22 protein-coding genes are annotated in these 23,534 nt (G+C 62.6%); 16 read left to right on the plus strand and 6 right to left on the minus strand.

The window, feature by feature from the left end:
• Positions 1-13 precede the first annotated feature (13 nt).
• From E3O06_RS06235 to E3O06_RS06260, 6 genes are all read right to left on the minus strand, one after another.
• Positions 14-1,522, minus strand: coding sequence for a glutamine synthetase family protein (locus tag E3O06_RS06235; RefSeq protein WP_134502102.1), 1,509 nt, complete (start codon positions 1,520-1,522; stop codon positions 14-16).
• A 72-nt stretch (positions 1,523-1,594) separates the two neighbouring features.
• Entirely contained in the window at positions 1,595-2,305 is a 711-nt protein-coding gene (locus E3O06_RS06240; protein ID WP_134502103.1) for a type 1 glutamine amidotransferase, read from the minus strand.
• Complete coding sequence (locus E3O06_RS06245) at positions 2,302-2,583, minus strand: hypothetical protein (RefSeq protein WP_134502104.1); 282 nt, start codon at positions 2,581-2,583, stop codon at positions 2,302-2,304. The genes E3O06_RS06240 and E3O06_RS06245 overlap by 4 nt, the downstream gene beginning before the upstream one ends.
• Positions 2,584-2,593: 10 nt before the next feature.
• Positions 2,594-3,190 carry an aromatic-ring-hydroxylating dioxygenase subunit beta gene (locus tag E3O06_RS06250; RefSeq protein ID WP_134502105.1) on the minus strand — a complete coding sequence of 199 codons (597 nt, stop codon included), beginning with the start codon at positions 3,188-3,190 and terminating at the stop codon, positions 2,594-2,596.
• Positions 3,187-4,509: an aromatic ring-hydroxylating oxygenase subunit alpha gene (locus E3O06_RS06255; protein WP_134502106.1), complete on the minus strand. Its 1,323-nt coding sequence runs from the start codon at positions 4,507-4,509 to the stop codon at positions 3,187-3,189. Before E3O06_RS06255 ends, E3O06_RS06250 begins: the two co-directional genes overlap by 4 nt.
• 157 nt (positions 4,510-4,666) lie before the next feature.
• A complete protein-coding gene (locus E3O06_RS06260) occupies positions 4,667-5,443 on the minus strand; it encodes an IclR family transcriptional regulator (protein WP_134502107.1) in 777 nt (258 codons plus the stop codon).
• 127 nt (positions 5,444-5,570) lie between these two features.
• On the opposite strand from E3O06_RS06260, the gene E3O06_RS06265 reads away from it, so the two are divergent.
• From E3O06_RS06265 to E3O06_RS06335, 16 genes are all read left to right on the plus strand, one after another.
• Complete coding sequence (locus E3O06_RS06265) at positions 5,571-6,755, plus strand: M24 family metallopeptidase (RefSeq protein ID WP_134502108.1); 1,185 nt, start codon at positions 5,571-5,573, stop codon at positions 6,753-6,755.
• Complete coding sequence (locus E3O06_RS06270; protein WP_166788121.1) at positions 6,739-8,526, plus strand: hydantoinase B/oxoprolinase family protein; 1,788 nt, start codon at positions 6,739-6,741, stop codon at positions 8,524-8,526. The genes E3O06_RS06265 and E3O06_RS06270 overlap by 17 nt, the downstream gene beginning before the upstream one ends.
• A 19-nt stretch (positions 8,527-8,545) precedes the next feature.
• Positions 8,546-10,645, plus strand: coding sequence for a hydantoinase/oxoprolinase family protein (locus E3O06_RS06275; protein WP_134502110.1), 2,100 nt, complete (start codon positions 8,546-8,548; stop codon positions 10,643-10,645).
• Between the two features lie 107 nt (positions 10,646-10,752).
• Positions 10,753-11,772, plus strand: a complete 1,020-nt coding sequence (locus E3O06_RS06280; RefSeq protein WP_134502111.1) for a sugar ABC transporter substrate-binding protein — start codon at positions 10,753-10,755, stop codon at positions 11,770-11,772.
• On the plus strand, positions 11,772-13,265 hold the full coding sequence (locus tag E3O06_RS06285) for a sugar ABC transporter ATP-binding protein (RefSeq protein WP_134502112.1): 1,494 nt from the start codon (positions 11,772-11,774) through the stop codon (positions 13,263-13,265). Before E3O06_RS06280 ends, E3O06_RS06285 begins: the two co-directional genes overlap by 1 nt.
• Positions 13,249-14,280, plus strand: coding sequence for an ABC transporter permease (locus tag E3O06_RS06290; protein ID WP_166788122.1), 1,032 nt, complete (start codon positions 13,249-13,251; stop codon positions 14,278-14,280). The genes E3O06_RS06285 and E3O06_RS06290 overlap by 17 nt, the downstream gene beginning before the upstream one ends.
• 223 nt (positions 14,281-14,503) lie before the next feature.
• Entirely contained in the window at positions 14,504-15,904 is a 1,401-nt protein-coding gene (locus E3O06_RS06295; RefSeq protein ID WP_134502114.1) for a styrene monooxygenase/indole monooxygenase family protein, read from the plus strand.
• Between the two features lie 68 nt (positions 15,905-15,972).
• Positions 15,973-17,121, plus strand: coding sequence for a LuxR C-terminal-related transcriptional regulator (locus E3O06_RS06300; RefSeq protein ID WP_134502115.1), 1,149 nt, complete (start codon positions 15,973-15,975; stop codon positions 17,119-17,121).
• Positions 17,118-17,903, plus strand: coding sequence for an SDR family oxidoreductase (locus E3O06_RS06305; RefSeq protein ID WP_134502116.1), 786 nt, complete (start codon positions 17,118-17,120; stop codon positions 17,901-17,903). The genes E3O06_RS06300 and E3O06_RS06305 overlap by 4 nt, the downstream gene beginning before the upstream one ends.
• A 35-nt stretch (positions 17,904-17,938) precedes the next feature.
• Positions 17,939-18,466: a flavin reductase family protein gene (locus E3O06_RS06310; protein WP_134502117.1), complete on the plus strand. Its 528-nt coding sequence runs from the start codon at positions 17,939-17,941 to the stop codon at positions 18,464-18,466.
• 102 nt (positions 18,467-18,568) lie between these two features.
• Complete coding sequence (locus tag E3O06_RS06315; protein ID WP_134502118.1) at positions 18,569-19,426, plus strand: endonuclease/exonuclease/phosphatase family protein; 858 nt, start codon at positions 18,569-18,571, stop codon at positions 19,424-19,426.
• A gap of 470 nt (positions 19,427-19,896) precedes the next feature.
• Positions 19,897-20,274 (plus strand): hypothetical protein, encoded by a 378-nt coding sequence (locus tag E3O06_RS06320; RefSeq protein WP_241979908.1) that lies wholly within the window; start codon positions 19,897-19,899, stop codon positions 20,272-20,274.
• Positions 20,275-20,554: 280 nt separating this feature from the next.
• On the plus strand, positions 20,555-22,009 hold the full coding sequence (locus E3O06_RS06325) for a multicopper oxidase family protein (protein ID WP_241979910.1): 1,455 nt from the start codon (positions 20,555-20,557) through the stop codon (positions 22,007-22,009).
• Positions 22,010-22,014: 5 nt separating this feature from the next.
• The gene (lepB, locus tag E3O06_RS06330; protein WP_134502120.1) at positions 22,015-22,536 is read left to right on the plus strand and encodes a signal peptidase I; all 522 of its coding nucleotides are present in this window, start codon (positions 22,015-22,017) and stop codon (positions 22,534-22,536) included.
• Between the two features lie 92 nt (positions 22,537-22,628).
• A complete protein-coding gene (locus E3O06_RS17475; protein WP_166788123.1) occupies positions 22,629-22,790 on the plus strand; it encodes a hypothetical protein in 162 nt (53 codons plus the stop codon).
• Positions 22,787-23,533 carry a phosphonatase-like hydrolase gene (locus E3O06_RS06335; RefSeq protein ID WP_134502121.1) on the plus strand — a complete coding sequence of 249 codons (747 nt, stop codon included), beginning with the start codon at positions 22,787-22,789 and terminating at the stop codon, positions 23,531-23,533. Before E3O06_RS17475 ends, E3O06_RS06335 begins: the two co-directional genes overlap by 4 nt.
• Position 23,534: the final 1 nt, after the last annotated feature.

Here is a 23,534-nt window from a genome sequence, read left to right on the forward strand (position 1 = left end):
GGGGGGGGACTGGTTAGTAGAGCTCGAAATATTCGCGGTGTTCCCAGTCGGTCACGCCGTTGACGTAGCTCTCCGGGTCAGGATTCGCGGCGACCCAGGCGTCATAACGAGCCACCTCGCTGCGCTTGATCAAGACCAGATAGTCAACGAAGTGATCTCCGAAGGCTTCCCGGTAGAACGGGTCGGCCTCCAGCTCATCGATGGCTTCGGCGAGAGTCGTCGGAAGCTGCACGACATCCTGGGAGTACGGGTCCTCGGACAGCGGACCCGGATTCGTCTGGTTCAGGATGCCGTCAAGGCCGGCGGCCGCCTGAGCGGCGATGTACAGATACGGGTTGGCAGCAGAGTCTCCAACTCGGTTTTCAACGTGGGATGACACGTCTCCGGGGGCGCTGATGACCCTCATCATCGCGGCCCGATTGTCCTGGGCCCAGGTCAGCCGGTCAGGGGCCAGCGAGTACGGCCGGCGTCGACGGTATCCGTTGACGGTCGGAGTCGTGAAAACAGACGCAGCGACACCGTGAGCGAGGGTGCCGCCGACGTAGTGCTGGCCGAGCTCCGACAGCGGCTCGTCGCGGTCGGTGACCATCAGGTTCTCACCCGATTCGAGGTCGACGACCGACGTGTGCAGGTGCCACCCGTTGGCGTAGAAACCTTGGATGGCGGGGGTGCACATGAACGAGGCGAGGTACCCGTTCCGCTTGGCGATCTGCTTCGTGGCCATACGGAACATCACCGCTGCATCAGCGGCTGCGAGGGCTTCCAGCACGTCAAAGGTGGTTTCGACCTGGCTTGGTGCCCACTCGTCGTCGATGGAGCGCAGCGGCAGCCCCATGTCGGTGATCGCTTTTCGGACGGGGCGGAGGATGTCATCGATTTCATCGAGGTGGTCACCGAGGAGGTAACTGTAGCCGCGAGCAACCGGGGCAACTTTGGGCGGGTCGGCGGGCGAGCCCGGCGCACCCATTGAGCCGGTGCCGAGCAGATCGTCGACCACCCGGGTCAGATACCACTCCATTTCGATTCCGGCGATGAGCTTGAGCCCGTGGTCGGCCATCTTCTGCAACGTCTGCTTCAGGATGGACCGGGGGGCGAAAGGGAAGAGCTGCCCGTTCGACATGTACAGATCGCACAGCACGAACGCGGTATCCGGCACCCACGGAAGGATGGTGAATGTGCCGGGATCGGGAACCATCTTCACGTTGGGGCTGCCTCCAAGTCCCTCGACCCCGAACCCGCCGTCCGCGGTGAACGGATTCAACACCACCGCGTTGGCGGAGTCGAAGAAGAACGGCGCCATGGTGATGTCCATGCCGCTTTCCAGAGCGGAGAGATAGGCCTCCTTGGTCAGCGACTTGCCGCGCAGCAGGCCGTGCTGGTCCGGCCAGGCCAGCCGCACAACTTCAATGCCCGCGGCGTCCATCGCGATCCGGGAACGCTCAGCCGCTTCCAGCTGCTTGTCCGTGTACAGGTCGTGCTTTTGAATGAACTTCATTCGGGTCAAAGTGACTTCGTCCAGCATGTGAGTGCTCCTTGATTGTGCGGCTCCAGCGGAGTCGCGTTCGGGTGGTGGGAACAGGTACGGATCGGTCGGTCAGGGAATCGGTTGGCGCTCGGTTGCCAGTACGGCGGTGTCGAGCCAGCCGCCGACAACTCGTTGCGCGCCGGTCCAGGCGTGCCCTTCGTCGCGGACCGCTGCGCTGAGCAGCTCGGTCACATCAATGCCGTGGGCACCCAATTTGGTTGCTTCAACCGAGAGGAGCGCCTGGATCCCGATCGGGGAAATTTCCGGGTGAAACTGAACGGCGAGGGCTGAACCGAACCGCCACGCCTGGGGGTACCGGTTGGAGACGGCCAGCAGCTCGGCGCCAATCGGCGGAACAAAGCTGTCGCTGTGGAAGGAGAAGAACTGACCCTCCAATTCCAGAATGGAGTGGTTTCCGGGAGCCAACCGCACATCGATGAGTCCGCACTCCAAACCCTGTGAGCCGTGAACGACAGCGCCGCCGAGGGCCAGCGACAGAATCTGTGATCCGAGGCAGATGCCCAGAACAGGGACCTGCTGCTCCACCGCGCGAGCAAGAAAGTTCTGTTCCTCGACGAGAAACGGATGCCGTTCTCCGTCATAGGCACTTTGTGGACCTCCCAGACAGATCACCGCCGCAAGTGAGCCGAGCTCCGGGAGTTCTTCCCCGGCGAACGGCTGGGCGAGCTGCGACTGCAGCCCGCGTGCGTGCACCAGTTTGTGAATCCACTTGAGATCGGTGCCCTCGAAGTGGGTGACCATCAGCACGGTCCCGGTCATGGCTGGGGCCTCGGTTCAATGCGGGAATGCCAGGGGCTCCAATGGTCGGTGCCGGCGAGGGCCTGCATCAGCTCAACGGCGTTGACCCGGTCGAGCGCGAGCCAGGAGTCATCTAGCTCGACCCGATAGGGCGTGAAATCCCAAATCTTCAGCCGCTTGACCTGTGCGATCACCGGGCGCATCGTGGCGATTTCACCCTCGAGGCGCTTGATCCTCTCCGTGAGCAGCGCATTCTCCCGACGCAGCAGGAGAGTGGCCTCACGCGTGTTCTCGCTCATGCGCTGCCTTTCAGAAGACGAGGGTGAGATTTTCGTGGCCGTGCTCGGAGTCGAGCAGGTTCGCCTGTTTCAGGCGGATCCTCCATCCGTCGCCGTGTGGGGCCAGGACGTGCGCGTACCAGCCCGGGTACGTTTTGCCGACACCCGCTCGAAACTCGTGCACGATGAAGTTCGATCGCACCAGGCGGAGTCCGGTACCGGGATCATCGAGGACCTCGACATTGCTGATCACCCGGCGGGTTCGTGACTGGGGAATCTGGCTGAAAGCCAGCCCGGTGCGCAGCCAGAAGACCCGGTCGGTCAGGCGTCGACGGTCGTCGAAGGCGTGGGAGACCTCCCGCCGCGGGTCTCCGCCACCGGGGGTGATCGGCACCCAGTACAGGCAATCGTCGGTAAACAGCTCGATCCAGTCGTTGAAACGAGCCTCGTCGATCAGGCGCGCCTCGGCGGCCAGGAATCCTTCGGCACTCCGGGAAGCGTTAACGTCGGCGACAGCCCAATCCGCGGTGAACAGCTCAGCGAAATGTTCCAGATCTGCATAGAAGTCGACATCGACGTGGTGCGACCAGCGTGATGTGTCGGAGTAGTCGATGTCGCGGATCGTCATCGGTTCGTCCATTCCATCAGGCGCAGCCATTCCTCGAAGTAGCTGCGCATATGAATCTCGTCGGTCACGGCCGAGACCACCACACCATTGGCGTCCAGGGTCTGCCAGCCGTCCACATTGAGTCCGCGGTTCATGAGAATCCACTCCACCTCGGTGACGGCCAACCCGCGTTGCACCTCTTCGAAGTTCGCCTGGTCGTCCGGTTCGCCGAACGCTGGAAAATCCTCCTGGGTACGCATTCGCATGGTGTTCACTTCGTCAGGCACGCCACCGATGCTCGTCGCGTTCCACACGAGCTGCGTCTTGTCCACGCTCAGCGGTTCGATCACCTGGATTTGATTGCCGATGATCAGCAGGTTCGGGAAGATGCTCAGGTTGATCTGCGCTCCGGCGCTCACGTCGAGGAGCCGGTCGGAGTCCTCCGGGTAGCGGGCGCGAATCAGCTCTTCGAAGTGTTCCCGGCCCGGTTGCGGCCGCTGGTTGGCCCAGATGCTTCCCGGTCCGTCGAAATTGGGGCGTTGGTCGATCACGCTGTGGCCGTTGCCGAGCGAGTAGATCTTCATTGCCCCGTCGTCGGGGGTCTTGCCGAAGTACGACATGTCCTTGCTGTCTCCGAGGCGAGACGCCATTTCCAGGAGCGACCGGTGCGAGAACGAGGGGTGGTATCCGTCGCCGCCGTTGTCATAGGCGAGCTTCCAATTTCCGCGGTACACCATACGGTGGGCGCCGGCGCGAACGATGACCTCGCCCTTCGGGGCCCGGTCGATCCAGTAGTCCAGCCAGGGTTTGGCCTGGCCGAGAAAGTCCTCGAGTGATGGCGCGGATTCGTTGAGCGTTCCGAAAATGAATCCGCGGTAGCTTGCGACGCGGGTTACCTTTCCAAGTCCCAACTCGTCCTTGTTGAAGGTGTCGCCGTAGCCGCCTGGCCATGGAGCCCCGACCAGTTCACCGGTGTTACGAAAAGTCCACCCGTGATAGGGGCACTGGAAGCTCTTCGCGACACCGGTCTCTTCACGACAGACGGTTGCGGCGCGGTGTGCGCACCGGTTGAACACTGCGTGCAGGGTGCCCTTGCGGTCCCGGGTGATGATGATTGGGCGCAGGCCGAGTTTGCCGGTCACAAACGAGTTCGGCTCGGGAAGCTGCGACTCGTGGGCGAGGTACACCCAGGTCTGTCCGAAAACCTTCACCATTTCCTCGGCGAAGACTCGATCCTCGGTGTACAGCGACCGGTGAACGCGGTCCTCCTGCACGAGGGCGGCCCAGCCTTCGGACACCGGATCCAGGGGATCCGTCACTACGGAAAGTACGTCGACCATCTGTCCGGCTCCTCAGAACAAGGTGACTTCGATGTCGAAGCCACTGAATTGAGCCGAGCCTAAGGATGGCGGTTCGAGCGGTAAATAGCGGTGTCGAAAATTTCGTCAGGAAGAATCTTCTTCACTGAATTTCTCTGCGAAGAATGTGGCGTGATCCCTAGCCGACGGCACCCGAGGTAAGCAGCCGCTTCTCGACCGCGTGCGCAGCAGCGAGCAGAGCCGATGAGCAGGCGGCGACCTTTTCCTTGCTGAACCGGATGCTCGGAATCGCGGCACTGATCGCCACGACCGGTCGCCCTTGCCGGTCGAGCACGACCACGCCGATTCCGTTGACGCCCTGAGCGGCTTCCTCAATGTTTGTCGCGTACCCCTGTTGACGCACCGTGGCCAGGTGGCGCTTCAGGGCGACAACGCTGGTGATGCGCGTGGAGCGCCACGGCGGAAGCCCGCCGCCGTGCAGCTGTTCAATCTCGGAATTGCTCAGCGCAGCCAGGAGCGCCTTGCCCCCGGCGGAACAGTAAGCCGGTACCTGATCCCACATGCCAACCCGAATCCGCAGCGTCTGGTCACTCTCCACGCCGTCGACGTAGCGCACCTGCGGCCCCTCGAGAACCCAAACCTGAACGGTCTCGTCGAGGATACCGACCAGCGTTTCCAGTTCGGGGCGCACGATTTGCCGCACGTGGGAAATGGACCGTGAGGCTTCGCTCCACGCGGCGAGTTCCGGCCCGGCCCGGTACAGGCGCTCCCGGTTCTGCATGGCGAAGCCGCCATGGCAGAGAGCGGCCAGCAATCGATGCGCCGTTGACGGCACTACGTTGAGGCGTTCGGCGGCTGACTTGACGCTCAATACCTCGCCGTTCCGCAACGCCACGATCAATTTCAGTGCCCGGTCGACCGAATCAAGGGGGGGTTGCTGCTCTGAATTTCGCATAAGAGAATCTAAACACGACTTATTGCGCTAGGGAAAACCTATTTTGTAGAGTCCGGCTATCGCCCGGCGAGGGGCGCAGAAAAGACCAAGTTCGACATCGAGTCAACCCGAGGAAGTGGACGGTACCGTGAGTACGAATCTGGAAGAGCGGGATCGCCGCTGGGAATTGCTCAACACCTCCATGCGCGACAACGACATGGATTGCCTGATCTTCGCGGCAAACGACTACCGGGGGCACAAAGGTGCCCTTCGATATGTCACCGACTACAACCTGTGTCACCGTTCGGGCAATGCCGTCATGTTCAAGGACGAGGCGCCGATAGTCGTGCTGTCGGGAAACCTCGCTGGCGCCCGGCGCCCCACCACCGACTGGGTCGAGGACTACCGGTTTCCCGGAACGATCGGTCAGGGCCTCGTCGACGTCTTCGCCGATCGCAGGGATGTGAAACGGGTAGGAATCATCGGATTCGGCCAGATCATGAAGGTCGACGAATACCTCGCTCTCACCCACGGGCTGCCAGCGATCGAGTTCCTCGACTACTCCGCGAACTTTGAAAAGATTCGGGTCGTCAAAAGCCCGGAAGAGATCATCGGTGTGGAAGAGTCCGCCTACGTCCTCGACCAGTGCTTCTCCCGACTGCTCGAAATTGCCCGCCCGGGCGTGACAGAACGGGAGATCGGCGCCGAGATGTACAAGGTGGGGTACAAGCTCGGCGGTGAGGATCCCCTGTTCCTCACGATGTACACCGAGACCGTCAACGACGAAGTGTCGGCCAGTTTCGCGCCGCCGCGGGGTCGGGAACTCACCGCGCATGACGTGCACACATTCTCGTTCGAGATCGTCGGTCCTCGCGGCTACTGGACCGAACTGTCCCGCATGGTCACCTTCGCGACACCGCACGAGGACGACGTTCGAATGGCCAGGGCTGTGTCGAAGGGAATGACCGCCGCTGCCCTGAGTCTGAAGCCCGGCACTTCCCCGGACGCGGTGCAGCGAGCCGTTCTGAGCGCCATTGAAGCGGAGGGCGCGGTCTCCTCCTATTGGTCCGGCCATTCTCTCGGACTGGATGTGCTTGAGCAACCGTGGATCGGTCTGGACGTTGTCGAGGACGATGGCGGTCAGGCCACCGACACGATTGAGGTCGGCAACGTGTTCACGATCCATCCGATGGTGGTCGATCACGCCAAGAAGCGAAGTGGATACATGTCAGATACCTTCGTCGTCGAACCCTCCGGAGCCCGCAAGCTCTCTGAATTCAGCACGGCCCTGCACTGCCTGACGAAAGGAAATGTCAATGTCATCGACTACTAGCTCATCGACTGCCAGTTCATCGACTACCGGTACCAGGATCGACCCCATCACCGCGTCGGTGCTGCAGCGTCGCGTCGACGCGATCGCCAAGGAAATGGCCGGCATGCTCATGCGGTCCTCCCGTTCGCCCATCTTCAACGAAATCGGTGACCTGGTCACGGTTGTGTTCGACAAGCACGGCAACACACTTGCCCAGGCGGAATTCGCGGCCATCATCGCGTTCGGCGCTCATCCCTCGCTGGAATTCATCATCAACTACTACGGCGATGACGTTCACGAGGGCGATGTCATCATTCACAATGACGTGTATTCCGGCGGCAACCAGAACGCCGACACCGGGATCTACGTGCCGGTTTTCGCCGACGGTGGCCTGGTTGGCTGGATGGCAGCCAAGGGACACATGGCGGACATCGGCGGGATGACGGCCGGAGGCTACGACCCCAACGCGAAAGACATCTGGCAGGAGGCCCTGCGAATCCCGCCCGTCAAGATTGTGCACCGCGGTGTGCTCCAACGCGACGTCTGGGACTTCATCGCCGCGAACATCCGCATGGATTTCGTCATGGAAGACATCAAGTCCATGATCGGCTGCTGCACGGTGGGCGGGCGACGCCTCGTCGAGGTCATCGACCGCTACACCCTGGAAACCTACGAAGATCACATGAACTACATCCTCGAAAGCTCCGCGCGCCAGGTGCGGGCCGAGGTCGGCCGTTGGGCTGACGGGCACTACTACGGCGAGAGCTGGATGGTCTCCGATGGCTTCGACAGCACCAAGAAGTACAAGATCGCCTGCGAAATCGAGATCAAGGGTGAAGAAATCACCTTCGACTTCTCGGGAAGCGACGACCAGGCCCCCGGCATCACGAACATGCCGCCGGCGTCCGCCAAAGGGGCGGTGCGCATCGCCTTCCTTATGATCATGGCCGCCGGCGGTATCAATATCCCCACTAATCAGGGTCTCTTCGAACCCATCAAGACGGTTTTCCGGGAAGGCTCACTACTCAACCCGCGGTTTCCGGCCGCAACGGTCTTCGGAAACCAGATGTGCGATGAGGTCGTCGAATGCATCATGACAGCTCTGTCGGGCATCCTCCCGGATCGAGTCACGGCCGGTTGGAACAAATACCTCTGCACCTCCACCCACGGTGTGGATCCGCGTACCAACGAGGCGTTCGGCACACTCACGGTCTTTCAGCGCACTGGTCCGGGAGGGATGCTCGGCACCGACGGCTGGGACGCGCTGGGGTTCACCGGCACCGCGGGCCAGATGCGCGCGCCCGACCCGGAGATGTTCGAGCTGACCTCCCCGCACTTTCTGGAATATCTGGAATATCTCCCCGACTCGGCCGGCGCGGGAGAGTTTCGGGGCGGCATGGGCACCCGAACCGCCTGGAGCAACTACGGCGAGCATCAGCACGGCGTCACCCTCGGGGACAACGTTCGCCACGAAGGAGCAGTTCCCGCCCAGGGACTGTTCGGGGGTGCGGATTCCGGCCTCAACGAGATCACCGTCACCTACCCCGACGGTCGGGAACACCTGTGGGGCTCCAAGGAGATCATTGAACTTCCTTCGGGAACCCGCATGGAATCCATCAGCGGGGGCGGCGCCGGCTATGGCGATCCGAGAAAGCGGGCGGTCGCCAAGGTGCTCGCCGAAGTGCGGGACGGCGTGCTGTCCCGCGAGAAGGCACACGACGACTACGGCGTAGTCATCGCCGACGACGGGCTGTCCGTCGACCAGGTACGAACCACGGCTCTTCGGGCCTAGAGAAGAATTGGAAGAGCTCATGAACATCAGAATCGGAATCGACGTCGGCGGCACGTTCACGGACTTCCTGGTGATCTACCCCGATGGCAAACGGCGCATCCACAAGACCAGCTCAGTGCCCTCCAACCCGCCCCTGGCTGTGCAGATCGGCCTGACCGAAATAGCCGCAGCGGAGCACAAGAGCCTCGAAGATTTCATGGCCGAGGTCGGGCTCATCGTGCACGGAACGACCGTAACCACGAACGCCCTCCTCACCCGCAACGGACCGATCACGGGCCTGCTGACCACCGAGGGATTCCGCGATGTGCTGCCCATGCGCGATGGAACCCGCGAGGAGGCTTACGACAACCGGCTGGAACAGCCCGTGCCCTTGGTCCCGCGTTACCTCCGCCAGCCGGTCGGCGGCCGGGTCGACTATAAGGGCGACGTTCTCACGGCACTCCAGGAAGTCGACGTCTATGCCGCCGCTGAGATTTTCAAGGCCAACGCCGTGGAATCCGTTGCCATCTCGTTCATGCACTCCCACGCGGAAACCAGCCACGAGGACCGCGCTGCTGAGATCATCGCGGAGGTCATGCCGGGTGCCTACATCACGAAATCCTCCGAGCTTCTGGCGCAGGCCCGGTACTACCCGCGCATGAGCACCGCCGTGCTCAATTCCTTCGCCGGGCCGATCATCAGCTCCTACCTCTCCACGCTCACGGAGCTGCTCGAGGAGGCGCACTTCGAAGGTGTGCTGCTCCTCATGCAGTCCAATGGCGGCGTTGCTACACCGAGCGAGCTGGCTAAGCGGGCAGCGCTGTCGCTGCTCTCCGGACCAGCCTCCGGCCCGACGGCCGGCCTGCTCGTGACCGCCGCTCACGGCTGGGACTCCTGCCTCACCGTCGACATGGGCGGGACGAGCTTCGATGCCGCCGTGGTCAAAGACAACAAGCCGCTCATCATGACCGATGGCATCATCGACCGGTGGCGGATCGCCCTGCCCATGGTCGACATCAACACCATCGGCGCGGGCGGCGGCAGTATCGCCTCAGTGGATGAAGGCGGCCTGCTCCGGGTCGGCCCGCAGAGCGCTGGCGCGACCCCCGGGCCGGCCTGCTACCGTCGCGGCGGAGTGAACGCCACCGTCACGGATGCTGACGTCGTCCTCGGTTACATCGACCCCGACACCTTCCTGCACGGTCAGATCGGACTCGACCGGGAAGCCTCCATCCAGGCGATCAAGAACGACGTCGCTGACCCGCTCGGCATCAGCGTCGAAGAAGCCGCCTTCGGTATCTACCAGATGGTCAACGTGAACATGGCGACCGGAGTGCGCGACATCACCGTTCGGCGGGGGCTCGACCCCCGCGACTTCCCGATCGTCGTTGCCGGCGGTGCCGGTCCGGTGCACGCGGCGGCTATCGCCCGCGAACTGGAAATCCCGATCCTTCTAACCCCCCGCGACTCGTCGATCTTCTGCGCGGCCGGCATGCTCGTGTGCGACTTCAAACACGACTATGTGCAGAGCTCGAACCAGCGTTTGGAGAGCCTGTCCGACGAGTACCTGGTCGAAACGTGGACCGGCATGATGGCTGAGGGTCGCCGGACCCTGCATGCTGAGGGTGTTCCCGACGACGCCATCTCCTATGTGCCGTCCGTTGACCTGCGTTACAAGGGTCAGTGGTACGAAATCAACGTCGAGGTCGATCCGGCAAATCTCGTGTCGCCGAACCTTGCTGAGTTCTACGCCTCATTCCACCAGTTGCACGACACGCTCTTCGGGTACAGCACCGTCGACATGCCGATCGACTTGCTCAACATCCGACTGACCGTCGTCGGCTCCACTCCCAACGATCGTGTCGACCTCGCGGCCACGACGCCCGGATCAGGCCTGCCGGAGCAGAGGCGACGCCACATCTACTCGCCGCTCCAGCGTCGAATGGTCGAGGTCGAGGTGTACCAGGGCGCCGCCATGGTTCCGCTCGACGAGATTGAAGGTCCGGCGATCATCGAATTGGGTACCACCACGATTGTGGTGCTCGATGAGTACAACACCATCGTCGACAAGAACGGGTCCTTCGTGATGTACCTGCGGGACCAGATGCTCACCCTGAAAGCCCGGCTCGACCTCTCCTAGCCAGCCAGGCCACAACCTGCCCGTCCCGTAGCCACGACCGGTGGTTACGTCCTGCAACTACGCCCAGATGCTCGTCTCCGCCTACCCGAAAGTAAGGATCGATTGACATGATGAAAAAAACTCTCCTCCTCGCCACCTCCGCAGTGCTGTTGGTGTCCCTGAGCTCCTGCGCCTCCAGCCCGACGGATGCCCCCGCCGGCGGCGACCATAAATTCACCATCGGCTACGCCGGCGCGATCCAATCCAACCCGAACAACAAGGCGATCGAGGATGGTATCCGCGCCAAGGCCGACGCACTGGGCATGGACCTCATCGTGACCGATGCCCAGTACGACACGAGTAAGCAACTCGCCGATGTGCAGTCGCTCCTCAACCGCAGCGTCGACGTTCTCATCGTGTGGCCCATCGACCCGCTCGGTATCCAGCCGGCTATCGAACAGGCCCACGATCAGGGGATCCCCGTCATAGTGCAGGACACCACCGAGGGCGGCCCGTACACCTCCAATTTCCAGGTCACTAACTATGAGTCGGCTCAGCAGGCGGCCACCTACATCGGTGAGAACGTCGACGCCACGGCGAACGTTGTGCAGATCGAGGGTGTGCCAACGGTGGGTGTTCTCGATGCCCGCAATAATGGTTTCCGGGACGGAGCGAAAGCCACGGGCCTGAATATTCTGGCCAGCGAGGTCAACGGACTTGACACTGCCGACGGTTCCCGACCCATCGTGGACGCCTGGAAATCCCGTTTTGGCACTGATATTCAGGCCATCTTCGCCTACAACGACGACAGCGCGCTCGGCGCAGCTTCGGCCAAGTCGGGTGATTTCGACCCGATCGTCATCGGCATGAACGGTTCCCAGGAAGGCGTCGACGGCGTCAAGGATGGCCGCCTCGCGGCGACCTTCGACTTCCACCCCGTGCAACTCGGCATGGGGCTCGGCTGGGCCGCCCACGAACTCGCGGAGGGTCGAACAATCCCGGCGACCGTGGTCATGGACTCCACTCTCATTACGAGCGCCAATGCGTCAAGCTGGACACCGATCAAGACCCTGCTTGCCTCAAAGACGAGCGTGGACATCAGCACGAAGGATGGGGTTTCCACCCTCAACGTAACTGCGAGCAAGTAGTGATCTCGCTGTCCGGCATCACGAAGACGTACGGAGCCGTCACGGCCCTGTGCAACATTGACCTCACGGTGAATCGTGCCGAGATCCTTGCCCTCGCCGGCGAGAACGGTTCGGGCAAGTCCACCCTGGTCAAGATCCTGTCGGGTGTCGTGGTACCGGACAGCGGGACGATCCGAATTGAGGGCAAGCCGGTCGCATTTCACAGCCCGCTGGAGGCTCTGGACCAGGGAATCGCCCTCGTGGCCCAGGAACTGACCGTGCTCCCCCACTTACCGGTATATGAAAACGTGATGCTGCCGTTCGTGCGGCATCGCACTCGTCGGCTGGTTTCCCGCAGCAACCTAGTCGCCCGCACCACGCAAATTCTCGATGAACTGGGTGTCCAGATCGACCCCTACCTGCCGGTGTCCCGACTGGGCCCTGTGCAACAAACCTTCGTGGAGATAGCGAAGGCGCTCGTCGTTGAACCGAAACTGTTGATCCTCGACGAGGCAACCAGTCGGCTCGGCGAGAAGGAGGTCGACTTTCTGCTCGCACTGATCAAACGACTTCAGGCGCGCGGCCTCTCCACCGTCATGATCACGCACCGGATTATCGAGATGACGTCTACCGCGGATCGGGCAGTTGTGCTTCGCGACGGCGCTTTTGCCGGCGAGCTCCCTCAGGAGCGTCTCCGCGAGCACGAGTTGGTCAACCTGATGGTCGGCCGAGAAATCGTGCGTCGTACCAAGGACTACGCAGTTTCAGCTGCCGCGCCACGGCTCTCGGTGGAGGATCTGCAATTGGCGGGAACGCATAAACGCCTCACCCTGGATGTTCAGGTCGGAGAAATCGTGGGGTTGGCCGGCCTCGTCGGTGCCGGGCGCACGGAACTGCTCGAGGCTCTGGCTGGCGTGCGCCGGGTAGCTGGGGGCGTCGTCACCGTGGACGGTGCCCGCGTTCCGGTCAACAATCCCCGGCGCGCGGTCCTCTGCGGCCTGGCACTAGTGCCGGAGGACCGGCATACCCAGGGACTCATCATCACCGACAGCATCTACGAGAACTACGAGCTCGGAGCAGTTCCCTGGCTCGGTTTCGTCAATCGCACACGGGGGCGGCTGCGCACCCGCACAGCGATGGCCAGGTTTGGAGTGAAGACGTCGAACGTGCTGGCGCCGGTCACCTCCCTCTCGGGCGGTAACCAGCAGAAGGTCGTCATCGCCCGAGCGCTATCTAAAAATCCCTCCGTGCTCCTGCTCGACGAGCCGACGCGTGGGGTGGATATCGGGGCGCGAGATGACATCTATCAAATCATCGAAGAGCAGGCTCGAAACGGCATGGCGGTGCTTCTGGCTTCGTCGGATCTCGTCGAAATTCTCGGCATCTGTGACCGTGTCCTGGTCATGCACGAAGGCGAAGTCGTCGGTGATTTGCGCGGCGACCTCATTTCCGAACACAACATTGCCCTGCTCTCAGCGGGCGGGAAGTTGGAGTCTCATGTCTACGCACACTAGCCGGACAGCGTCAGCCCGAACCATCGATCCGCCAGGTCCCCGCCGCAGACTCGCCGGCAGGATCTACGAGGGCACCCGGGTCTATATCGGAATCGGCGTCATGCTGGTGGCCTTGGTCGGTTACCTCGCGATCACCCAGCCGACCTTCGCTACCCCGCAGAACCTGATCGCCATTCTGGAAACGAACTCGGTGCTGCTCCTCGTCGCCGTCGGGCTCACCTTTGTTCTGCTCACCGGCGGATTCGACCTGTCCGTGGGCGGAATGCTCGCTCTCTCCGGCATCCTGGTAGCCAAACTCATCGAAAGCGGTGTGAACTTCTACGTCGCTGCCATTCTCGTGATCATCGCAGCGGCGATTCTCGGCGGAGTGCTCAACGGCCTGCTGATCGGCAAGCTGGGACTGTCGTTCTTCGTGGTCACACTCGGGACCATGTCGCTGTTTCGCGGCGCCGGGCAAGTGATCACCGAGGGCCACGGCCTCTCGCTCTACCAGGTCGAAGCCTCGCGAATCATCGGCAGCGGGCGATTCCTGGGCGTACCGTGGCTGGTGATCATCGCGCTCTCCGTGCTCGTGCTGGCAATACTGGTCACCCGGTACACCGGGTTTGGCCGCATGCTGTACGCGGTGGGCGGCAACGCGGAAGCTGCTCGCTTGTCGGGGATCAAAGTCTGGTTGGTCCGGGCAGTCGCCTACGCGATCTGCGCCGGCCTGTGCGGGCTGGCCGGGGTCCTGGAATCCAGTCGCCTGGCCTCCGCTTCGCCGACGGCGGCCACCGGCATGGAATTGGTCGCGGCAGCGGCGGTGTTGCTCGGCGGAACGAGCTTTGCCGGTGGTGCCGGAAGCATGGTCGGCACCCTGTTGGGTGCGCTGTTTCTGGGCATCATCTCCAACGGCATGACGATCAGCCAGATCTCGTCGTTTTGGCAGAGCGTCGTCACGGGCTCTGTGCTCCTGGCCGCAGTGCTCCTGGATTGGTTCCGAATGCGCCGTGACAAGAGAATGTCCGGCACCTGAAACAGCCTTGCCTTTTTCACACGACATCCTTTCCTGCGCCGGCAATCCTGCTGCGCCGGCGAGGATTTCGTGCGTTGGTTCCACGCCCATCCCTCAACCGAGGGAAGCGAGTTTTCGACCCATTCGAGTGATGTTGGTGCGGAAACTCTCCGCCATACACTTGCCCAAATCGCCACCGGTGTGCCGCATACGGGGCACGCCGAGACCCAGGAGGAGAACTGCAATGGAGCAAATCTCGATTATCGGAGCTGGACACGCCGGAACGCTTTTGGCGGTCGGGCTGGCCGGCGCCGGCTACGACGTGCGACTGTTCAGCGATAAGGATGCCGAGGGTATCCGTGACCAGACTTCCCCAACGGGCACCGCGGCAATTTTCGCCGACTCGGTGGCCACCGAAATTCGTCTCGGAGCTGCGGACTATTCCGGTCAGGGCGCCCCGATGGACGCGGTCCACCTGTTTTTCTCTCCCAAGGTGGGGCAGGAGCTCATCGCCTTCGGGAGCCCGCTCGAGGAAGCGGCCGGGCTCGCCACGGATGTGCGGCTCAAATCATACGACCGCATGAAGCAACTGGCGGCGCTCGGCGGTGACATCCAGATCGAAACGGTCTCTATGGACAGGCTGGACCAGATCGCGGCCGAGAGCGCGCTGACCGTCGTGGCGACCGGCAAGGGCGGTCTGTCTTCCCTGTTTCCGCGCGATGCCGCACGCAGCATGTATGACGCGCCCCAGCGCAAACTTGCCATGATCCTGGTGCGCGGCATCGCCTCCGACGGAACCGCATTCAGCAACCGGCTTCCAGGGATGACCCCGGTCTGCTTCAACCTCTTCGGCGGTGCCGGAGAAATTTTCTGGGTACCGTTCCTGCATAAGAGTGGTGAACAGGTCTGGTCGCTGGTGTTCGAAGCCCGTCCGGGCGGACCGTTCGATCGGTGGGACACGGTGACCGATATTCATCAGGCCTTCGCAACGGCCAAGGCGCTGATTCAGGAATTCGTACCCTGGGACTGGCCGGCCATGGCGAACATGGAACCGCTCCTCGACGACCCGTTCAGCTGGCTCACCGGGGCATTCGCTCCGTCCGTTCGTACCGGGTCTGGCGTCACGAGCGGTGGTCACCCGGTGATGAGCCTGGGCGACACGTCGGTCAGCTACGACCCGATCTGCGGCCAAGGTGCCGGCTCGGGCATCCGCCAGGTTGGACAATACTTCGACGCCATCCTGGCTCGTGGTGACCGCTCCTTCGACCGGGAATGGATCGATGAAGTCTTCGAGGCCTTCTATTCCAGCCACATCGAAGGCACCTACCGTTTCACGAACACCTTTCTGGAGCCGTTGACTCCCACGGGGGTGCGCGTCATGACGGCTGCGTTCGCGGATCCGCGTTTGCGCGGCCCGTTGCTGAAGTCCTTCAACCGTCCGCCGAGCGCATTCCCATGGCTGGCCGAGAAGACGGAGACGGACAAGTGGATCACCCACCACACCGGGCGCTCCGCAGCATCGGTCGTGGCCCGTGGAAACGCCAAAGCGCTGGGCGCCATGATCAAGAACACCGTCAAGGGTGAGAACTTTCCTCGAGCCGAGGCGACCGAAATCCCATCGAGAATGCTGGCCCGCAATTCGTAGCGTGCAGAACTTTGCCCCGCCTGGCATAGGGTGCATTTCTACACCGACCTGAAGGAGACGACTCCACAATGAATGCTTCGGATTCAACGGCCGCCAGCGTCGGCGCCGCATTTGCCGGAAGCCTGGCCGCCTTCACCAGCGCGCTGACCGAAGCCGGTACTCGCGGCGAGGTCCAGGACGTGTGTATGGCCACACTCCCCGGCATGATCAAGACCAAGGCGTTCGGTATCTACCTGTTCAAGGTTCCCCACGAGTCGGCGGCAATGGCGGCGGCGACCGGCGTGAGTGACCGTTTTCTCACACTGTACGAGGATTTTGGGCGCCACGCCGATCCAGTATTGCGGGAGGCCGTCGCCCGCAAGAAACCGGTGCACAGCTCCGGGCTGATGTCTGAGTCTGCCTGGGTCGACTCCTCCTTCTTTCAGGAGGTTCTCGCACTCCACGACATGCGCATGGTGCTCGAGGCTCCCATCCTTTATCGGGGACAGGTGCTGGGAACCCTGAACTTCGCCGATCGCGATCAGAACGCCTTGTCTTCATCGATCGAGCAGGTTCTGGCGGGAACACTCGGCAACATGGTCGGACTGGCTGTTGGCGGCATGACCGAGCGGCAGGGCGTCCTGACCGAGCGAGATCAACTACTCGAGGCCTTTCAACTCTCGGACCAGGCGATGGTGGTGAGCGACACTAAGACCGGAAAACGTCGCATGAATACGGCTGCGATCGAACTGCTGCGCAAGCTGGAGCCGAACAATCCCACGTTGTGGTTCGAAGAATTGATGGCGGCGGCCCGTACGTCGAAGGAAAGCCTCTGCCAGGTCTTCTCGAGCGAAGTGGTCGTGGAGGGCGAAGAGCGGCGAGTTATTCTGCGCAACTATGCCTCGAACACCCACGATCGCACGGTGTTGGTCAGCGTCATCCAGTTGAATGCATCGTTCCAGTCCCCCGGGACGCTCCCCGCCTCGTTAGCCCGTGACCTCTCGCCGCAGGAGACCAAGGTGGCCGGCCAGGTCGTCTTCGGTCGCAGCGATGACGCCATCGCCAAACAGCTCTCCCTGAGCCCGTACACGGTCAAGCAGCACGTGAAATCGGTCTACCGCAAGCTCGGCGTGCACTCGCGCGTCGACCTGACCCGGCTAGTACTGGGAACGGCCGCCACAGCCATCCCACCCCTCTTTCCCCCAACGGATGAACCCCATGATCGGAGCCAGAAATGAGTCCCCACGCCAGAAGCGTCATCATCACCGGTGGTGCCACCATGATCGGCGCAGCGGTCGCGGAAAATTTCGCTAACAACGGTGACCAGGTCGCCCTCTTCGACATCGATGTCGCAGCGGGGGAGGAGGTTGCCGGCCGTTTGGGTGCGGCGGTCAGCTTCTACGACGTCGACCTGACGGACGACGCTGCGGTGAGCCGCGGGATTGCCGACGTCGTCGCCCGCCACGGGGGAGTCGATGTGCTGATCAATCTCGCCTGCACCTATCTGGACAATGGCCTGGCGACCACGAGGGCCGACTGGATCACCGCCCTCAACGTGAACCTGGTCAGTGCGGCCATCGTCACCCAGATCGTCGTTCCGCACCTCAAGAACCGTCGCGGCGCATCCGTTGTGAATTTCACGTCTATTTCTGGGGATGTGGCACAGGCCGGCCGTTGGGTGTACCCGGCGAGCAAAGCCGCGATGAGCCAGCTCACCCGAAGCATGGCGATGGACCTCGCGCCACACGGGATCCGGGTGAATTCGGTGTCGCCGGGCTGGACCTGGTCTTCCGTGATGAACACCCTCAGCGGCGGTGATCGGGCCCGGACGGACGAGATCGCCGCGCCGGTGCACCTAACCGGACGCACCGGTAACCCGTCCGAGGTCGCCGCCGTGGTCGCGTTCCTCTGCTCGGACGTTGCTTCGATTGTGACCGGCGCCAATTACACCGCCGACGGCGGGTACTCGGCCATGGGGCCCGAGCGCGCCGACCAATTGATGGCCCAGCTGACCAATTAGCCGATTCACCACACCAACGCGGAAAGGGCAAGGCAATGACTATTTCAGCACAGACAGCCACACCGTTCGACAGTATTGACCTGCGCAACACCCTGGGCAAGTTTGCGACGGGCGTAACCGTCATCACCGCCCGCGGTGTCGATGGGCGGCCGGTCGGAATGACCGCGAACTCGTTCACCTCCGTTTCGTTGGATCCGCCATTGTTGCTGTTCTGCCTGGCGAATTCCGCGCGGAGCCTGCCCGACTTCGTGGCTGCCGAGTCCTTCGCCATTCACGTGCTCTCGGCCGATCAGCATCTGGTGTCGCGCCAATTCGCCACCCCGGCGGCCGACAAATTCGCGGGACTCAAGGTGACCGAGGACGAAGCCGGCGTGCCGGAAATCGAGGGAGTCCTCGCCCGATTCTCGTGCCGGACCGTGTCGCGCAATCAGGAGGGAGACCACACGATTTTCATCGGCCAGGTGCAGACCTATAAGAAGCTCGACGGCGACCCATTGCTGTTCTTCTCCGGCGGGTACCGGCTCTCCCAAGAGCACCCGGCCGTGCCCAGCCGGCGACAGTAGGCGGCAGCGGCAGCGGCGTCGTGCCAGGGACGGATTTCCCAGGCGGTAGGTGGCGCGGTGGCCGAGCACGACGTCGTCGCACCGTCCCCATAGGCTGGTTCCATGACAGACAGCGCACTTATCGGGCCCGTCGCCGGACCTGATCTGCATGTCATGAGTTTCAACATCCGTCGACGCCTACCGCACCTCAACCCGCGCAGCCCCGATCGGTGGGTGCACCGCCGGTCGCTGCTGAAACGACTGCTCGAGGCGGAACGGCCTGCGCTGCTCGGCGTGCAAGAAGCGCTGTTCGACCAGGCGAACTTCGTGCGTCACGCGCTCGGCGAGCGTTACCGTTCGATCGGCCATGGCCGAGAAGCCAACACGGGCGGGGAAGGCTGCCCGATCGTCTACGATTCCCGTCGACTGCGCGTACTCGACTGGAAGCAGACGGCGCTCTCGGACACACCCGAGGTTCCGGGCTCCACCTCGTGGGGCAACCGCACTCCGCGCGTCGTCGTTGACGCGCTCTTTCACGACATCGCCACCGGCATCGACTTTCAGGCCGTGAACACGCACTTTGACCACCGCTCCCGCATCTCGCGGCTGCGATCCGCCGACGCGCTTCGCCGAATGGTGGCTGGTTCGCCGCTGCCCACCGTCGTGACCGGGGATTTCAACACGGATGCGAAGACGGCACCCTATGCCCGCCTCACCGGCCAGGGCTCGCTGCTGGATGCCTGGGACACAGCAGACGAACGCCTCACCGACGAGTGGGGAACGTTCCTGAATTACCGTCCGTCGCGGGGCAATCACAAACGCATCGATTGGATCTTGGTCACGCCCGGCGTCACCGTGCTGAAGGCCGCCATTAACGTGAAGCGCTATGAGGGCGGCTGGCCGTCGGACCACGCCGCGATACACGCCGTCGTGAATGTCACCGGCACAGCCCCCGAAACTCGAGAAGTGACTTCGCGCTGACCTGTTTTGCAGGAGGCGCCGAACCTGGCAGATTGAGATTTACTCGCCGGGCGGTAGGCGCCGCAGGGTTGTGAGAGGAATCGAAGGCAGCCGTCGGCCACGAGCGTTCGCAGGATCAGTCGGGCGTCGGTGGAGTCCATGCCAAATTGGGCCCGTAAAAGTTGATCTTCGACGTCGTAGCCCCGATCAAGGTTTTTCCATGGAGATAACGGGAAGCTATGCGCATGGTTTCTCAGATGAGCGCTAAGGGGGTCGCGCCAACACGTCGCTCCGACGAATCCGCGATGGACGGCGATATACCGGCAGACCGCGGACACTCCGCTGCTGACTTCCAGCCGTCTAGTCGCTCCGTTGCCATGCGTCGTCGCTGGCTCATGGTCGCTGCCAGCGTGCTGTGCCTGCTCCTCGTTGGGGCAGTCTTTCTACGCCTGACCGGCCCGGCAGAGCCGAGCGCCCCATTGGGCGCTTCTGTGGTCGTTGACGGTGGTGTGGCACGCATTAACGGGGTGATCCCGTTGGAAATCGATGGATGGTTGCCGACCCGGCCCGCTCCGGAATTGAGCGGCGCGGCGCAACCGGGAACCCACCGGGTACGCGTGTTGGTCGAACTGACGGCGCTGGAGCCACAAGGCGTGGAATTCGTCGCTGCGGACTACTCCATCGAAGGTCTCGGTGTCACTGTTCCGGCGGTGCTGTGGTCATCCCCGACCCGGCAGGCGGTCGGGCAGGGCGAAACAATTTTGGCCACGCTGGTGTTCGAGATACCCAATAAGGCGATTGCGCTGGTGTTGGAAATCAACCAGAACGCGCGGCTCTCCCTAGGCGTCGAACACCACGTCGGTCGGTGAGGAGAGCCGCCCCTGGCGGGTCACCGGTGCAAGATTTTCCCAAGGTGAGGGGTGCAGTATCGGCTTCAAAATGAGGGGTTCAGAGGCTCCAAATTAGCAGTGTGAGGTGAGTTCCAAAATGGCTATTTCCCGTCGGCAGGTTCTATTGCTGGGTGGTCTGGGAGCGGTGGGGGTGGGGGCTCTGTCGCTACCGCTACGAGCAGTCGAAGCGAAATCCGTGAGTGTGCTCGATCCTGCCGAGATGCCTCGACCCTTTCGAACATCGTTTGTTCAAGCCCCTATGTTGAGGCCCGATTCGATCGGTATCGATCCGGTGAACGGAGCGCCCGTCAAATATTTCTCCGTCACTGAGAAGGCGGCCAGCGCCTCCATTCTTCCCCGGCTCACAACCCCGATCCTCGGCTACAACGGTATTTATCCCGGCCCCACCATAAGCGTCGATCAGGGCACCAAGGTCGTGCTGCGCGTGCGCAACCAGCTGCCCACCACGCATCCGATAGACGGCCATCTGCTTTTCTCCTCCACGCACCTGCACGGCTCGGCCTCTCTGCCGCAATTCGATGGTTATGCCAGCGACGTCACCAACCCCGGATTTCGGAAGGACTACCACTACCCGAACTTTCAGCCGGCCCGCACGCTGTGGTACCACGACCATGCCGTGCATTACACGGCCCTCAACGTCTATTCGGGGCTGGCCGCGCAGTACCACATGCACGACCCGCTCGAACGCCTGCTCCTTCCGCAGGGAGAGTTCGATGTGGCACTGACCATCACCGACGCCATGTTCGCTCGAAACGGCGCTCTCGGCTACGACGACAGTGACCAGTCCGGGCTCTGGGGTGACGTTATCCTGGTCAATGGCAGGCCGTGGCCGGTCATGAAGGTCAAGAAACGCATCTACCGCTTTCGGGTGATGAACGCGTGCATCTCCCGTTCCCTCCGCCCCGCCTTGAGCACGGGAGAAGCGGTCACGATCGTCGCCACCGACGGAGGTCTTGTACCGGTCTCACAGCGCGTGGCCAGCTGGCGGCACAGCCCCGCCGAACGCTACGAGATCCTCATCGATTTTCGCAGGTACACGACTGGACAGCGGATCGTGCTGCGCAACCTATCCAACAAAAACAACGTCGACTACGACTTCACCAATCGGATCATGGCCTTCGATGTTGTCGAGGATACGGTTGACACGAGCGACCCCACCTGGAATACGATCCCCGGGCAGCTCGCGAGCGATAACGAGATCATGTCGCGCCAACCGGCTGCGGCGACCAAGGAACGCAAGTTCCGGTTCAAGCGCGACGATCTCACGGGAATGTGGACCATCGACGGCGTCACCTGGAAAGACGTCATTGCGAGCGGATTCACCAAGGTGGCGGCGAATCCGGATCTCAACGACGTCGAAATTTGGGAGTTCGAGAACAGCTCCGGCGGATGGTTCCACCCCGTGCACATCCACTTGATTGATTTCAAGATCCTGAGCCGCAACGGGCGGGCACCCTTCGCCTACGAAAAGGGGCCCAAAGACGTCGTGTACGTGGGCGAGGGCGAAACGGTTCGGCTCCTCATGAAATTCGGGCCACACCGGGGCAGATATATGATCCACTGCCACAACCTCGTGCACGAGGACCACGACATGATGGTGCAATTTCGCGTTGGACCCGCGGATGAGATGGACGAAATCACGAACAATCCCATCACGGCGGCGCCGGCGCAATGGGACACCGGGACGTCTTGACCGGGATGAGCGGTGTTCGGGTGCCGGTGGTCGGGCGTCGGGGCTCGAATGCGGCGCGCATCCGGTGCTCCTCCATAATTGTTTTGAGCATCGCCCTGATTCTGGGACTGCGTTTGTGGGTCTTTGAACCGTTGATGGTCAGCTCTGACAGCATGGAGCCCACGATCATGCGCGGCAGCACGGTTCTCCTGGTCAAGAGGTCACCGCCCGCGGATACCGTTACAGCCGGTCGGCTGGTGATTTTTCCCAGCCCCCAGGATGGCCAGACCACCCTGAAACGCGTGGTTGCCGTCGGTGGCGAGCAGGTTGCCATCAGAGATGCTGTTCTCTTCGTGAACGGCGTCAAAGTGGCCGAACCATTCGTGGATCACAGCCGTATTGACGGCACCTACTTCGGCCCGGTGACCGTTCCACCGGGTCACGTCTTCGTGCTCGGCGACAACCGCGCCGTTTCCATCGATTCGCGCGAATTCGGCGCCGTATCGCTGGAGGACCTTGACGCAATACTGCTCTGGCCGCGCAACTGAGCGTCGCGAAAAATACCCCGTTGTAGTCTCGCCCAGTTGCCATTGCGCGTTCACCTGCCGGTAACCGCGATCGCCATCACCGTTGGCGGCGATTGCCTAACGTAGGTGGAGGTACCGACCTCAACGCATCGATTTCCGGCGTGCACCTTGTTGCGGCCACCACCGGGATCGGCATGACGACCGGTCTCGGCCTCGCCGAGCACGTCATGGCCTCTGTCTGCGATTCCATCCCCTCATTGAAAGGCACCCTATGAGCACCGCACCCCTCTCCCTCGATCTTGAGCTTGACGTTTTCGATACCGACGACGTTGACGTCGAGCTCGTCGTCTTCGACATGGCCGGCACCACGGTGAGCGACGACGGACTCGTCGAACGGGCCTTCGTGCTCGCCGCCGAGCGCAGCGGCCTCGCCGACACCGCCGACCAGCTCGAGGAAGCCGTCGCGTTCGTGCGCGAGACCATGGGCCAGTCCAAGCTCGACGTCTTTCGCGAGCTGACCGATTCCGAAGAGGCGGCCGTCGCGGCGACCGCCGCGTTCGAAACCGCCTATGGGGAACTCGTCGAGCAGGTCGGTGTGACGGCGATCGCGGGCGCCGCCGACCTGTTCCAGGAACTCCGGGATGCCGGAGTGAAGGTGGCCCTCGTCACCGGATTCTCCCGGGCAACGCAGGACACGCTCATCCAGAAACTCGGCTGGAGCGACCTCATCGACGTGAGTCTGTGCCCGGCCGAAGCCGGCCGTGGTCGCCCGTACCCCGACCTGCCGCTCACCGCGCTGCTGCGCACCGGGGCATCGAGCGTCGCCGCCATGGTCGTCGTCGGCGACACGGCGAGTGACATTCTCTCCGGCCTGAGTGCGGGTGCCGGCCTCGTCGTTGGTGTGCTCACCGGCACGCACGACACCGAGACCCTCGAGGATGCCGGGGCTGACGTCGTCATCGCGAGCGTCGCCGACCTCGCCGAGCTGCTCGGCCTGCGTGAGGACACGATCGAGTAGT

Source organism: Cryobacterium glaciale (assembly GCF_004402535.1).
GTDB classification, from domain to species: domain Bacteria; phylum Actinomycetota; class Actinomycetes; order Actinomycetales; family Microbacteriaceae; genus Cryobacterium; species Cryobacterium glaciale.